Origin of the sequence: Chryseobacterium antibioticum (genome assembly GCF_012927325.1) — a bacterium.
Lineage (GTDB): Bacteria > Bacteroidota > Bacteroidia > Flavobacteriales > Weeksellaceae > Chryseobacterium > Chryseobacterium antibioticum.
Genome location: NZ_JABBGI010000001.1, coordinates 170505 through 183999 on the forward strand (window position 1 = coordinate 170505; position 13495 = coordinate 183999).

Consider the following 13495-nt stretch of genomic DNA (forward strand, 5'->3'; position numbering starts at 1 on the left):
AATATCGGGAAGTGAGAAATCTCACAATTAGCCAGTTTGTAATCTTTCTAAATAACAATCTACCGCATTATATAAGGAAAAAATGAAAAATGCCAGTTATTATTTCAAATCATACATCTTACCGTTGTACATTACTTTTTGTGCCGTGTGAGGAAAAGTCTTTATTTCCACACTCCGAATACGCCTTGAAGCACAATATGGACTGGCTATCAATCTGACCATTTTCTTTTTATCCGCGTTTTCATCCATCCAAAAACAGGCTCTATCACCTTTCTTTACAGATAACACTTTGGTTTTATTAAAGTCATGAAGCAGCATTTCTTCTTTTTTATTTTCAAAAATATCGGATCCTGTTCTGATCATAAAAAATACCAAAATCATGGTCAGCAGCCTGAGTGAATTTTTCAAATCGACATTTAAAAGCAATGGTTTCAACTTATAGACAATAACCGATAAAAACAAGACTTCCGCTATATTCATAGGGATTTCAGAAAAAAACAGTAAATCCGACTCTGAAAACCAGTGAATAAGTTTTAATAAAACTTGGATTGATATGTCATATGCAAAATTGATCCATGTAAAATCGACCTGCAGTGCTATAAAAATTGTCATCAAAAAAGAAAATACAATGAGCAGTTCTGAAAAGGGGACAATCAGAATATTGGCAGGAATAGAAACCAAAGAAAACTGGTGAAAATAATAAAGAACCAGCGGAAGCGTCGCCAGTTGCGCGGACAGAGAGATAGTAACGGTACTGATTATTAATTTTTTAAAATAACCATCCTGCCGGGGGAAATATTTTAAAAGAGGCTGATTCAGCCAAAAGATTCCTAAAACAGCGAGAAAGCTCAACTGAAAACCTACATCAAAAAGCTGCTGTGTATCAACAACCAGGATCATCATAGCCGACAGTGACAGTGAGTGGAGTAAATCCGGTTTTCGCTGAAGAATTACATAGACGAAATACACTGTAAGCATGATACAGGAGCGTATTACAGAGTTTCCAAAGCCTATAAATCCGGCAAACAGCCAGATAAAAGCTATACTTGAAATAACCGCATATTTCCTGAAACGCAAGGGACTGAAACGGGTCAGCAGGAAGTAAAACATCCCAAAAATAACCACGATATGGGTCCCGGAAATAGCCAGGAGATGAACCATTCCGGACCTGTTAAAATCCTGTACCGTATCAGCGTCCATTTCTGTTCTGTCTGCCAGAATAATTCCCTTCAAAAACTCCCGGGTCTTTGCAGATAATGCAGCCGTATCAATCTTTTTCAAGACTTCAAATCTCTGCTGTTGAATTCGCTCGCTCAGGCTTAAATCAGTTCTAATCACTGAAGAAATATCGCTTGATATATAACATTGATATTCAATCTCTTTCCGCTGCAAATAGGCCGCGTAATCAAACTGAAAATTATGCTTTGGGGGTTTTGGTTTTGACAGATATGCCTCTGCTTTGTAATAATGTTTAAAATCCAACTCCTGATGCGTTTTGGGCATATAAAGTAGGGCATTGAAATTTTCTTCTCCGGCACGGGCATAGACTTCGTATTTTTTATTTTTCTCTGTAGAATTTAATTTCTTTGAGATCTTAAAGGTTACAGCTACTTTTTCAGAAACCGAAAGAGTATGTGACGAAAAAGTATGGAAAAAATGAAGGATTATCCCTGCTCCAAAAAACAGTAACCCCAACATTCCTGCTTTTATTTTATGCAGGAGATAAGAATGGAAGAATGTGAAGACGAAAAGCAGCAAACAGCATCCGGATACAAAATAAACGGAGTTTTTATCCACCTTCAACTGATCCTGAAAAAAAATCCCGAGGATAAAACAGATGGCCAGAATAAGAATAGGTTGCTTGTCCAATGAATGCTATTATTTACAATCAAAAAGTACTTATTTATTTGATTATTAAATAACACGGATTTTGCAGGATTTCAAATCTATCTCCCCTATTGATGAATAATATGAGGCGTGATTATTTACTATGAAATTACATTTTATATAAAAAAATAAAAGTTGCCCGCGTCAGACAACTTTATATTTTCAAATTGCCTGTAAAAGCATTTTTATTCTTTAAATTAAAATTTTCAATACAATTTCTTTTTCTGCGAATTAAATCTATTGATAATTTGTAATTCTTAGAATTATTTGCTTCTTAAAAATTGATCTTTTAACCTCTTTGTTTCTTTGATGTAAAACCAAGAATCTTTTCCGTAATCTTCATATTTGAAATCTCCAGCTTTTTTAGGAATTGCCGGTTCTATTTGTGTTCCTTCATGCCACTCATTGAAAGAAGTGATCCCGATAAAATCCGGATTTACTTTTGCAGCAGCATTAAACATTTTTTCGTAATATTTTCCGTTTTCCCTGCTTTTGAAATTGGCTTCATTCCAGGGTCTTATTCTTGTATCTGAATAACCAGGCCCAACACATGGAATGAAAATAAGGTGATGGTCTTTTGCATATTGGGAAAGGTAACTCCAATTGGAAGTGGTACTTCCAAAAACGAAGCCTTCGCTGGCAAAGTAGGTGTAGAAACCATCAAAACCTGATTTATCGAAAAAATATGAATGCTCTTTTTCTACCCATAAACCTATGTAAAGTCCGTCTAATTCAGTATTTCGAACTGTTTTTTCTCCATTTTCAGAAAGCAGCTTTGACCATTCTGACGGAGAAATTTTGTAGCTGTCGTATATATAATACAAGGGCTTTCCATCTTTTTTGTAAAAAGCATGGTGATGAGAATAGGTTTTGACAAGATAGGAAAGCTGATCTCTAAGTTCAGTAATGTTTTTATAAAAGGGTTCTATATGAAAAGCAATTTTCAAATCAAACTGATCGGCTATATCAAGATATTTGATGATACTTTTATCTACAAAAGGATCTTTTCCGAGCCAGCTTAAAACAACGACGCCGACTCCAGATTCTTTGATCATTTTCATGTGCTTTTTAATGATCTCAGGATCATTGGAACTGTAATTTCCCAAAGCCGGATAGAAATTCGCACCAATATCGTCTGCTCCCTTGTAATTTCCGAGGTTATTCCATTTTGGATTGCTCCAATGCGGTAAAATATCGTGATTCCAGTGATAATATCTCCCATCAATTGTGGGATTTCCGTACCATCCGTAATAGAAAATCTGTACGTTATCACGGGATTTGGTATTTTGAGCAAAATTTGTCAGAAAAACACCTGTTACCAGGATGAATGCTAATAAGCTTTTAAAATTCATTTTAATAAAAATTTAAATCTACAAAAACCATCAGCATTATCAATAAGATTGTGTTTTAAACATTTAGGATGACCTCAGCAGCCTTCTCACTGGCTCCTTTTCCGCCTAATTTTTCTCTTAAAAGACTGTAATCATCCAGAATCTGATTTCTTTTCCCTCCATCTATAATTTTATTGAGCTCTTCAACCAGATTTTTGCTATTCAGCTCATTTTGGATCAGCTCCTTCACCACTTCCCGATCCATGATCAGATTGACCAGTGAAATATACTTAATGTTTTTCACCAATCTCTTGGCAATGGCATAAGAAATTTTACTTCCACGATAGCAAACCACTTCAGGAATATTGAGTAATGCTGTTTCTAATGTCGCGGTTCCTGAAGTCACCAGTGCCGCTTTCGAGCATCTTAGCAAATCATAGGTTCTGTTGGAAACAAAATGAACATTGTCGTCCACATATTTTTGATAGAATTCTTTTGGAAGACTTGGTGCCCCGGCAATCACAAACTGGTACTTTTTAAAATGGGGTCTCACAGAAAGCATTATTTCAAGCATTTTCTCTACCTCCTGTTTTCTGGAACCCGGGAGAAGCGCAATGATCTCCTTTTCGTTTAGTCCGTTTTCTTTTTTAAATTCTTCTGTACTGATATCTTTCAGACTGGAAATAGCATCGAGGAGCGGATGTCCTACAAAATGGGAATGGACACCATGTTTTTTATAAAAATCTTCTTCGAAGGGAAGAATGACCATCATTTCATCTACATACTTTTTAATAGTCTCTACCCTACTTTCTTTCCAGGCCCAGAGTTGAGGCGAAATATAATAGACCACTTTGATCCCAAGTTCTTTTGCAAACCTTGCGATCCTTAAGTTGAATCCGGGATAATCGATCAGAATAAGAATATCAGGCTTATTTTTTTTTATATCCTCTTTACAGAACTTGATGTTGTTCAGAATCGTCCTCAAATTCATAGCTACTTCGAGGAATCCCATAAAAGCGAGATCCCGGTAATGTTTTACCAATGTTCCCCCTTGGGCTTTCATGAGATCACCACCCCAGAATCTGATATCCGCCTGCGGATCTTTCTGTAAAAGGGCTTTCATTAAATTGCTCCCATGAAGATCTCCGGAAGCTTCTCCTGCAATAATGTAATATTTCATTTCTTCCGAAATCTTTATTTGTTTTTTATGGCCATCAGGAACCTTTTGATTTCATTTTATAGAATGATTTTGAATCATGGGAGGTTTCTATGGTAAGGATAGAGAACAAATTAAGGTTTTCATGATCTTAATTTGTAAATTTGTCCAAAGATAATGATAAAAAATGTCAGAAGAATTTGAAATCCGAAATAAAGTTGCCGAAAGCGGTCTTGTTAATTTCGACCTAGCCACTCTGGTTCCTAAGGGGATAAGAAAAGGTATTGATCTTAAAGATTTTCTTTTCCAGGAGATGATCCTGAAGGAAAAAGATTTCAGGGAAAAAGTAGATGCGATAGATACTGAGGAATATAAAGACGCATACATATACATTTACAATTCTGTGGACACTATCATCCCCTTGTGGGCTTATTTTGTGCTAACGGCTAAGCTAACGGATGTAGCTAAAAAGATTGTCTTCGGAAATCAGGAAGATCTGGAAGTTATTTTGATGCATAATGCGATCCAGACCTTCGATTTTGAAGATATGAGAGGCAAGAGAGTTCTGGTAAAGGGCTGCTCTGATAAAGAAATTCCTGAAAATGCTTATATAGAACTGGTCGAGCAATTAAAACCTTTGGTAAAATCACTGATGTTTGGTGAGGCATGCTCAAATGTTCCTATTGTAAAGAATTAGTATGAAGAAATATGTATCGGCTATACTTCTTCTGCTGATTTTTTCAGTGATTTATTATGCCGGAAGTTTTTCTAAAATTCCGTTTGTAGACTCTATCGGTTTTATCCTGGATGTAGAAAAAGGCCAATGGATTACCACTTCTGCAGCTACAACACACTCTCTTTACATCAATACGGCTATTGTTATTAAAAATCTGACCGGTCTCAATGCCATTGAGGCATGCCGGTTTCTTGTTGTTTTTTGTGGGGCAGTAACGGTTTCAGTCGTCTATCTCACCATTAAAAGTATTACGAAAACAGAATGGGCATCACTCACCGCCGCCTTTGTCTTTGGATTCAGTTTTTCGTTTTGGAAAAATGCGGAAATTGTAGAGGTATACACCTATAATTGTCTGTGGCTGAGTCTTTTTTTCTTTTCAGTGATCAAAACGTTTGTAGACAACAAAAAAACATATATTCTTTTAAGTGGATTATTCTTGGGAATCAGCCTATGGGTGCACATCGAAAATATACTGCTGATCCCTGCATTTTTAATTTTTCTTTTTTACTTCAGAAAAGAGAAAACATACATATATGGCTCACTGTTGATTTTCGGACTGTTTTTTTCATCCCTGTTCATCGTGAATATGTCACAGGGACTGCCTTTCAATTCTGTTTATAATTCTGATTACGGAACCTGGGTGGAGGATTCTTTCAAAAAGACGTTCTTTCAATATGTCAAAGATTTTTTCAAATCCATTGCCTATCTTATTTATAACTTCAACCTGTTTACCTTTTTTGGTATAACAGGCGCTTTTCTATTATATCGTGCGAACAGAAAAATATTTTTTGTATTCCTTGCCGGAGCTGTCTGTGTGTATGGCTTTTCTACATTTTATGCAGTTTCGGATAATTATGTTTTCTTTCTTCCTTTTAATATTATTTTTGCACTCTCTGTGGGATACGGACTTTCGGCTCCAAAATATACCGCGTTGAAAAAGGTTTCATGGATATGCCTGCTTATCCCTCTGGGATATCTGGCTGTTTATAAAACGGTTTTTTTAACGGAAAAAGGAAGGGCATTCCACGCGTTTAAAAAACATAAGGGAGGTCTCAATTATTTTATCCTTCCATGGATGAACAACAACGCAGGTATTCTGGAATTCACTATTGATAAAAAAACGGCTCCGGAGCCTGTAGAATGGATGACAACGATTGCCCGTGAATATATAGAGCTGATGAAAACCAAAGGGTATACGGAAGAAGAACTCAGAAAACTTTAACAATTATAGTTCTGCTTTCCTAATTATAAAGAATTAATTTATGTTTAAAAACTTATACGCTGTATTTATATTTTTCATTTTCATAGCTATTTATTATGCAGGAAGCTTCACAAGGATTCCGTTTGCAGATTGTGTGGGATTTGTGCACAGTGTAGAGCTTGGTGAATACAAAACAGTAGCTACAGCTATCACACACATTCTTTACGTAAATACAGCTATTCTGCTGAAGAATATCACCGGACTGGATGGTATTGCTACAAGCAGGCTTTTAATTATTGGTTCTGCTGCTGCTACGGTATCTGTTATTTATCTTACGGTAAAAAGCATTACAAAAAAAGATTGGGTGTCTATCACAGCTGCTTTTGTTTTCGGATTCAGTTTTTCATTTTGGCGAAATGCAGAAATTGTAGAGGTATACACCTATAATTGTCTATGGCTGAGTCTTTTCTTTTTCTCAATGGTCAAAACCTTTACGGAGCATAAGAAAAATTACATCATTTTAAGTGGACTATTTTTAGGGATAAGTCTTTGGCTTCATATTCAGAACATCTTACTGATTCCTGCCCTATTGGTATTTTTATATTATTTTAAAGATGAAAAAAAATATGCCTACCCTTCCCTGATTATTTTTGTGGTACTGTTCTTATTATTAACTGTTGTAAATGTTTCACAAGGCCTTTCCTTTAACTCTCCCTACACTTCTGAAGGAGAGGATTGGATACAGAATACGTTTAAGAAAACACCTACACAGTATCTCATAGACTTTGTACAATCCTTTGCCTATCTTATCTATAATTTCAATATATTCGTATTCTTCGGAATCATGGGAATGATCGCATTGTATAAATCGGATAAGAAAATGTTCTTTGTATTCTTCGCCGGTGCTTTCTGCGTGTACGGATTCTCTACTTTTTATGCTGTTTCAGATAATTATGTGTTTTTCCTTCCCTTCAATATGATCTTTGCACTGTCTATCGGATATGGACTTTCATTACCTAAATATGTCACACTAAAAAAATTCTCGTGGGCCTGTCTTCTCATTCCTCTGTTCTATTTTGTTTCTTATAAGGCAGCATTTTTAACAGAAAAAGGAAGAAACTTTCATGCTGCTAAAGAATACAAAGGCGGTCTTAATTATTATTTAGTTCCCTGGATGAATAACAATGTGGGTATTTTGGAATTCATTATTGATAAAAAGAAATCTCCGGATCCAATGCGCTGGATGATCAATGGAGCCAACGATTATATCAAGCTCTTAAAAAGCAAAGGATATTCAGAAGAAGAGATTAAAAAACTTTAACAATAATTGTGAGTGAAAAGATTTTGCGAATCACATTTTTTGATAACTTTGATTTACTTAATACTTTAAAATAAACACAAACTATGAGTTTAATCGACCTACTTACAGGTAGTACCAGCAATCAGGTTGCTGAGCAGGCAGAAAACAAATTTGGGATCAGCAGAAACCAGATTATCGCTTTATTGGCAGTAGCTGCGCCATTGGTTATTTCTTATCTTAGAAATAAATCTCAGGATGCTAATGAAGCAGAAGCTTTAAATAACGCCCTGGATAAAGACCACGACGGAAGTATCCTTGATGATGCATCACAAGCTGAAGCAAGACAGGCTGAAGGAGGATCAATCCTTGACCACGTTTTTGGAGGACAGAAAAGTACCGTAGAAAATCAGTTGTCTCAAAATACAGGAATTTCAATTGACAAAATAGGACCTATTCTGGCCATGCTGGCTCCGGTGATCATGGGCTATATTGGTAAGGAGAAACAACAGAATAATGTAGGAGCAGGAGGTTTAGGAGACCTTTTAGGAGGGATTCTTGGAAACGCATCCAGCCAGGCTCAAACACAGCAGTCAAGTCCATTGAATGATATCTTGGGAAGTGTTTTAGGAAACGGACAGTCGCAGTCCGGAGGAAACCCACTTAACGATATTCTGGGAAGTGTGCTCGGCGGAGGCGGAGGACAGCAACAACAACAGGGAGGCGGCTTAGGAAGTATCTTGGGTAACCTTTTAGGAGGAAAATAATTTAATTTTGTATATCAAAAAAGGCTGAAGATTCATCTTCAGCCTTTTTTATGTTTAGCTTTTTGCTTTAGTTTCAGAAGAACCAATTGACTTAGAACCCTTTCGTGGTCTTCTTTTACCATAACTTCCCGAATTGATTTTTCCTCTTCTGGATTTTTTGTCTCCTTTTCCCATAATGATAACTGTTTTGTTGGTTTACCACTAAATTAAATAATATGGTTTATAACCAAAAATTAAGCCTGTTAAAATTTTTATAAATCTATACTTTCACAGTCTTCCACTTTCCTTTTTTAAACAAAATAAAAGCAACGATGGTAATTAAAGTTTCTGCAGCCGGAATAGAAATAAATACTCCTTTCGGTCCCATCCCGAAATGCCTGGAAAGAAAATACGCCAATGGAATTTGAAACAGCCAGAATCCGAAGAAATTCACCCAGGTTGGGGTCCACGTATCTCCCGCTCCGTTAAAAGCATTGATCAGCACCATTCCCATTCCATAGAAAATAAATCCTACGCTCATAATGTGCAATGCATTTTTAGCAACCTCTTTAATTTCAGTTTCCTGTGTGAAAAAACCTACCAGAAAATCTCCAAGCAGGAAAAATATTAAACTTACAGCCAGCATAAAGATCACATTATATTTTACGGTCTTCATCACAGACTGTTCTGCCCTCAACATTTCATTGGCACCCATATTCTGGCCAACCAGTGTTGAAGCTGCATTGCTCAACCCCCAGGCGGGAAGAATAAAGAACATCATCAGTCTTAAAGCGGTTTGATACCCTGCAGACGCATTTTCACCTCCGGTAGTTGCAACCAGCTGAGCAAGAAAGATCCAGCTGCATGAGGCAATCACAAACTGAAAAATTCCAGGTGTCGCAATTTTTACAATAGCTTTTATCTGCTTGAAATCAGGACTGAAGTAAGGAAGTGCAATACGAATCTGGGTATCTGCCACCAGAAGATGGTACAGTTGATAAATCACCCCAATGCTCCGTCCTACCGTAGTTGCCAGGGCTGCTCCCGTGAGCCCCATGGCAGGGATAGGCCCGAAACCTTTAATCAGAACAGGGCATAATATAATGTTGACAATATTGGCAATCCATAGAGACTTCATCGCAATGGCTGCATTTCCTGCTCCCCTAAATATCCCGTTGATCAGAAATAAAAGCATTATGATGACACTGCTTCCCATCATAATCCTCGTGAAATCTTTTCCGTAGGCTGCAGCTTCAGGTTTCGAACCCATCAGAATCAAAATTTCTTCGGCATAAATGACTCCGAATAAGCTTAGAATAAATGTAATGACAAATGAAACCAACAAAACCTGTGCAGCACTTCTCGAAGCCTGTTCCGGATTCTTTTCTCCGATTCTCCTCGCAACCACAGCGGTGGCCGCCATACTCATCCCTATTGCAATGGAATACATTACGGAAAGCACGGATTCCGTTAAACCCACCGTCTGAATCGCATATCCACTTTCTTTCAAGTGTCCTACAAAGTACAGATCCACCAGGGCAAAAACAGATTCCATAGCCATTTCCAGCATCATAGGAACAGCCAAAAGCAGTACCGCACTTCTTATCGTTATTTTGGTATAATCTACATTTTCGCTACTGAATGCTTTCTTAAAGAAATTAATATACTTTGTCATCATTTTTTATGTTCTTAAAAGTACAAATTCGAAATTTAGGACAAAGAAACATAAGAATATTTTATAATTAGATTTTTTCTGAATAAAAAATATTTTAAAATATTTATCGTATTACAATAAATATTTATATATTTGCGATGATTAAAAACAACATGTTATGAAATTATTAGGGAAAAATTCTATTTCAACAGCGATAAGCTGGATCTTCTTTTTATTATCTGTTCTTACCGCTTTTGTTTTTGCATACATCCTGCTGGGTTATGCCGTTTGCTATTATAACCACGAAACAGGAGGACATTTTTTACAGGACATTTTTCAAACCGGGCTAGTATCTGATAAATCGAATGACCTTGTGGATGGAAAACCGGAGCACTTTTTTCCAGTTTTCAGTATTAGAGAGCCTTGGGGAAAAATACATACCGTATTACATGGAGTTTTGGTATTTAATGTATTCTTGCATTATTTGATACAATTTACATTTTACATCCTTTTTCTCTTTTCAATGTATAAAATTTTTAATGGAATGAGCAAAGACATTCTCTTCAATCCTGAGGTCCTGAAATGGCTGAGAAGATTTTCATGGCTTAGCTTCATTTATGTTCCGATATCTATTGGTAATTGGTATTACAATCCTAAACCCACTTATTCTAATTTTGACTACACCCGGGATACAGGTATATTACTGACCTCTTTTATCGTTCTTATGTTTGGAATTATAGTTCTATTTATTGTTGAATTTTTCAAAAAAGGACTAGAGCTTCAAAACCAAACTGATTTAACCATTTAAACTATGCCAATTATTATCAATGTAGATGTCATGCTTGCCAAACGCAAGATGCAATCACAAGAACTTGCTGAGAAAATAGGAATTACCCAGACCAACCTTTCCATTTTAAAAACCGGTAAAGCAAAAGCAGTGAAGCTATCAACTCTGGAAGCAATTTGTAAAGCCTTAGACTGCGAGCCGGGTGATATTTTGGAATACGTACAAAATTAAGAATGTATATTTGAAAACAATATAAGAATAGTGTTATAAAAAGCTTTCATCGGATGGGTAATAAATAAAATATTAATACTAAATTAGCTCCATCTTTATTTAAATTAAAATTCAATTCTTATAAAAATCTAGTTACTCATATCAAAAAAATAATTTAGATTTGTATATTCTTAAAATGAATCTTATGAAAAAAATAATCTCTACCGCCTTTATACTTGTAGTTTCAGTATCTGACAATATGCTTTCTGCTCAGATGCTTAGTAAAGCTCAGATGCAATCTATTCAGTCTGACAATGTTGCTTCATTTAAAAAGAATTTTCAAAAAGCAGATTACAATAAGTGCTTCCCACTTAAAGATGAAACGTTCAGTGCATTAGGTTTCAGTTCTCTTTATGGTAGGAATAATATTGTTAAATTCCTTCTGGAAAACCAGGCAGACGTTAATAAAGAATGTAATGGCAAAACGCCTCTTGCATTAGCTAAATTAGGCAAGAAAGAACAAACCGCACAACTATTGATACAAAAAGGAGCTGTGAATAATTAAAAAGCCCTCAAATAATATACAAGACTTCCGAAAGGAAGTTTTTTTTGTTTACAGAACCTCCAAAAATCTTATCTTTGCATCCGGAATTTATGGTTGAAAACTTCATGATCAGAAAGCTAGACCCTATATCTTAAACATTGAACCTTAAACAAATAATTATGTTTCGATCACACACGAACGGAGAATTGTCTCTGAAAAATCTTAATGAAGAAGTTACACTTTCCGGATGGGTACAGGCTATCCGTGATACAGGATTTATGATTTGGATAGATCTTCGAGATCGTTATGGAATTACTCAATTATATTTTAGCCAAGAACTTTCTTCAATAGAATTATTTGAAGATGTCAAAAAACTGGGACGTGAATTTGTGATTCAGGTTACAGGAAAAGTAATTGAAAGAAAGAATAAGAATGAAAATATTTCTACAGGAGAAATTGAAATTTTAGTTGAAAAATTAACGGTTCTTAATGAATCTCAGCTTCCGCCTTTCACAATCCAAGATGAAACGGATGGCGGTGAGGAATTAAGAATGAAATACCGTTATCTGGATATCAGAAGAGCTCCGGTAAGAGATAAATTGATCTTCCGTCACAAAATGGCGCAGAAGGTGAGAAATTATCTTTCAGACGAAGGATTTATCGAAGTGGAAACTCCGGTTTTAATCAAATCTACCCCGGAAGGAGCGAGAGACTTCGTAGTTCCAAGCAGAATGAATCCGGGACAATTCTACGCATTACCACAATCACCACAAACTTTCAAACAATTGTTGATGGTTGGTGGAATGGATAAATATTTCCAGATTGTAAAATGTTTCCGTGATGAAGACTTAAGAGCTGACAGACAGCCGGAATTTACACAAATCGACTGCGAAATGGCTTTCGTAGAGCAGGAAGATGTCATGAATGTGTTTGAAGGAATGACGAAAACACTGATCAAAGATATTACAGGTCAGGAATTCGGAGCATTCCCTAGAATGACATTTGCAGAGGCCATGCAGAAATACGGAAACGACAAACCGGATATCCGTTTCGGAATGGAGTTCGTTGAATTGAATGATTTAGTAAAAGGAAAAGATTTTAAAATATTCGATGACGCTGAATTGGTGGTCGGAATCAATGTAGAAGGATGTGCCGATTACACAAGAAAGCAGATCGATGAGCTTGTTGATTGGGTAAAACGCCCACAAATTGGAGCTTCAGGAATGGTTTGGGCTAAGTTTCAGAATGACGGTGTGAAAACCTCTTCTGTCAACAAATTCTACAACGAAGAAGATTTAGCAAAAATCATTGAAAAATTCGGAGCTAAAGAAGGCGACTTAATGTTGATCTTATCCGGAAACGAAAATAAGGTAAGAGCCCAGCTTTCAGCCTTAAGAATGGAACTTGGAAACCGTTTGGGATTAAGAAAAGGAAATGTATTTGCACCACTTTGGGTTGTAGATTTCCCATTATTGGAATTCGACGAAGAAAGCGGACGTTACCATGCCATGCACCACCCTTTCACCTCTCCTAAACCTGAAGATATTCATTTACTGGAAACAGATCCGGGCAAAGCAAGAGCGAATGCTTATGATATGGTTCTTAACGGAAACGAGATCGGTGGAGGTTCTATCCGAATTTTTGACAAAGATCTTCAGTCTAAAATGTTTGACCTTTTAGGATTTACCAAAGAGGAAGCAGAAGCTCAGTTCGGATTCCTGATGAATGCCTTCAAATACGGAGCACCTCCTCACGGTGGTTTGGCTTTCGGATTTGACCGTTTGGTGGCTATTCTTGACGGAAACGAAGTGATCAGAGATTATATCGCATTCCCTAAGAATAACTCAGGGCGAGATGTAATGATCGACGCTCCCGCATCTATCGCTGATGCCCAGCTGGATGAACTGGAAATACAATTGAATTTAAAAGCATAAATTGAAAGCGGA

Annotated in this window: 13 protein-coding genes; 8 read left to right on the top strand and 5 right to left on the bottom strand. The window is 36.5% G+C overall.

What is annotated here, in order from left to right:
* Positions 1-99: 99 nt before the first annotated feature.
* The 3 genes from HHL23_RS00825 to lpxB form a co-directional block, all read right to left on the bottom strand.
* On the bottom strand, positions 100-1869 hold the full coding sequence (locus HHL23_RS00825; protein WP_169232944.1) for a ComEC/Rec2 family competence protein: 1770 nt from the start codon (positions 1867-1869) through the stop codon (positions 100-102).
* Positions 1870-2150: 281 nt separating this feature from the next.
* Positions 2151-3239 carry a glycoside hydrolase family 99 protein gene (locus tag HHL23_RS00830; RefSeq protein ID WP_169232945.1) on the bottom strand — a complete coding sequence of 363 codons (1089 nt, stop codon included), beginning with the start codon at positions 3237-3239 and terminating at the stop codon, positions 2151-2153.
* A gap of 55 nt (positions 3240-3294) precedes the next feature.
* Positions 3295-4398: a lipid-A-disaccharide synthase gene (gene lpxB / locus HHL23_RS00835; protein ID WP_169232946.1), complete on the bottom strand. Its 1104-nt coding sequence runs from the start codon at positions 4396-4398 to the stop codon at positions 3295-3297.
* Positions 4399-4561: 163 nt separating this feature from the next.
* On the opposite strand from lpxB, the gene HHL23_RS00840 reads away from it, so the two are divergent.
* The 4 genes from HHL23_RS00840 (at position 4562) to HHL23_RS00855 (ending at position 8375) form a co-directional block, all read left to right on the top strand.
* Positions 4562-5071, top strand: a complete 510-nt coding sequence (locus HHL23_RS00840; protein ID WP_169232947.1) for a DUF2480 family protein — start codon at positions 4562-4564, stop codon at positions 5069-5071.
* Position 5072: 1 nt separating this feature from the next.
* Positions 5073-6332: a protein O-mannosyl-transferase family gene (locus HHL23_RS00845; protein ID WP_169232948.1), complete on the top strand. Its 1260-nt coding sequence runs from the start codon at positions 5073-5075 to the stop codon at positions 6330-6332.
* Between the two features lie 40 nt (positions 6333-6372).
* A complete protein-coding gene (locus tag HHL23_RS00850) occupies positions 6373-7632 on the top strand; it encodes a protein O-mannosyl-transferase family (protein WP_169232949.1) in 1260 nt (419 codons plus the stop codon).
* 83 nt (positions 7633-7715) lie between these two features.
* A complete protein-coding gene (locus HHL23_RS00855) occupies positions 7716-8375 on the top strand; it encodes a DUF937 domain-containing protein (RefSeq protein ID WP_169232950.1) in 660 nt (219 codons plus the stop codon).
* A 54-nt stretch (positions 8376-8429) separates the two neighbouring features.
* Here HHL23_RS00855 and HHL23_RS00860 read toward each other — a convergent pair whose 3' ends face one another.
* On the bottom strand, positions 8430-8549 hold the full coding sequence (locus HHL23_RS00860; RefSeq protein WP_169232951.1) for a 30S ribosomal protein THX: 120 nt from the start codon (positions 8547-8549) through the stop codon (positions 8430-8432).
* An 85-nt stretch (positions 8550-8634) separates the two neighbouring features.
* Entirely contained in the window at positions 8635-10029 is a 1395-nt protein-coding gene (locus tag HHL23_RS00865; RefSeq protein ID WP_169233061.1) for an MATE family efflux transporter, read from the bottom strand.
* A gap of 157 nt (positions 10030-10186) precedes the next feature.
* Between HHL23_RS00865 and HHL23_RS00870 the strand changes: the two genes are divergently transcribed.
* The 4 genes from HHL23_RS00870 (at position 10187) to aspS (ending at position 13483) form a co-directional block, all read left to right on the top strand.
* Positions 10187-10816 (top strand): DUF2975 domain-containing protein, encoded by a 630-nt coding sequence (locus HHL23_RS00870; protein ID WP_169232952.1) that lies wholly within the window; start codon positions 10187-10189, stop codon positions 10814-10816.
* A gap of 3 nt (positions 10817-10819) precedes the next feature.
* Positions 10820-11026, top strand: a complete 207-nt coding sequence (locus tag HHL23_RS00875; protein ID WP_169232953.1) for a helix-turn-helix domain-containing protein — start codon at positions 10820-10822, stop codon at positions 11024-11026.
* Positions 11027-11210: 184 nt separating this feature from the next.
* Positions 11211-11570 (top strand): ankyrin repeat domain-containing protein, encoded by a 360-nt coding sequence (locus HHL23_RS00880; protein WP_169232954.1) that lies wholly within the window; start codon positions 11211-11213, stop codon positions 11568-11570.
* A gap of 158 nt (positions 11571-11728) precedes the next feature.
* Positions 11729-13483, top strand: coding sequence for an aspartate--tRNA ligase (gene aspS / locus HHL23_RS00885; protein WP_169232955.1), 1755 nt, complete (start codon positions 11729-11731; stop codon positions 13481-13483).
* The last annotated feature ends 12 nt before the right edge of the window (positions 13484-13495 follow it).

What these genes read in the sequence shown, in the direction of transcription:
- HHL23_RS00870 (WP_169232952.1), top strand. Translation starts at nt 10,187, where the DNA reads ATGAAATTATTAGGGAAAAATTCTATTTCAACAGCGATAAGCTGGATC.
- HHL23_RS00880 (WP_169232954.1), top strand. Translation starts at nt 11,211, where the DNA reads ATGAAAAAAATAATCTCTACCGCCTTTATACTTGTAGTTTCAGTATCT.
- HHL23_RS00865 (WP_169233061.1), bottom strand. Translation starts at nt 10,029, where the DNA reads ATGACAAAGTATATTAATTTCTTTAAGAAAGCATTCAGTAGCGAAAAT.
- aspS (WP_169232955.1), top strand. Translation starts at nt 11,729, where the DNA reads ATGTTTCGATCACACACGAACGGAGAATTGTCTCTGAAAAATCTTAAT.
- HHL23_RS00845 (WP_169232948.1), top strand. Translation starts at nt 5,073, where the DNA reads ATGAAGAAATATGTATCGGCTATACTTCTTCTGCTGATTTTTTCAGTG.
- lpxB (WP_169232946.1), bottom strand. Translation starts at nt 4,398, where the DNA reads ATGAAATATTACATTATTGCAGGAGAAGCTTCCGGAGATCTTCATGGG.
- HHL23_RS00850 (WP_169232949.1), top strand. Translation starts at nt 6,373, where the DNA reads ATGTTTAAAAACTTATACGCTGTATTTATATTTTTCATTTTCATAGCT.
- HHL23_RS00875 (WP_169232953.1), top strand. Translation starts at nt 10,820, where the DNA reads ATGCCAATTATTATCAATGTAGATGTCATGCTTGCCAAACGCAAGATG.
- HHL23_RS00855 (WP_169232950.1), top strand. Translation starts at nt 7,716, where the DNA reads ATGAGTTTAATCGACCTACTTACAGGTAGTACCAGCAATCAGGTTGCT.
- HHL23_RS00830 (WP_169232945.1), bottom strand. Translation starts at nt 3,239, where the DNA reads ATGAATTTTAAAAGCTTATTAGCATTCATCCTGGTAACAGGTGTTTTT.
- HHL23_RS00840 (WP_169232947.1), top strand. Translation starts at nt 4,562, where the DNA reads ATGTCAGAAGAATTTGAAATCCGAAATAAAGTTGCCGAAAGCGGTCTT.
- HHL23_RS00860 (WP_169232951.1), bottom strand. Translation starts at nt 8,549, where the DNA reads ATGGGAAAAGGAGACAAAAAATCCAGAAGAGGAAAAATCAATTCGGGA.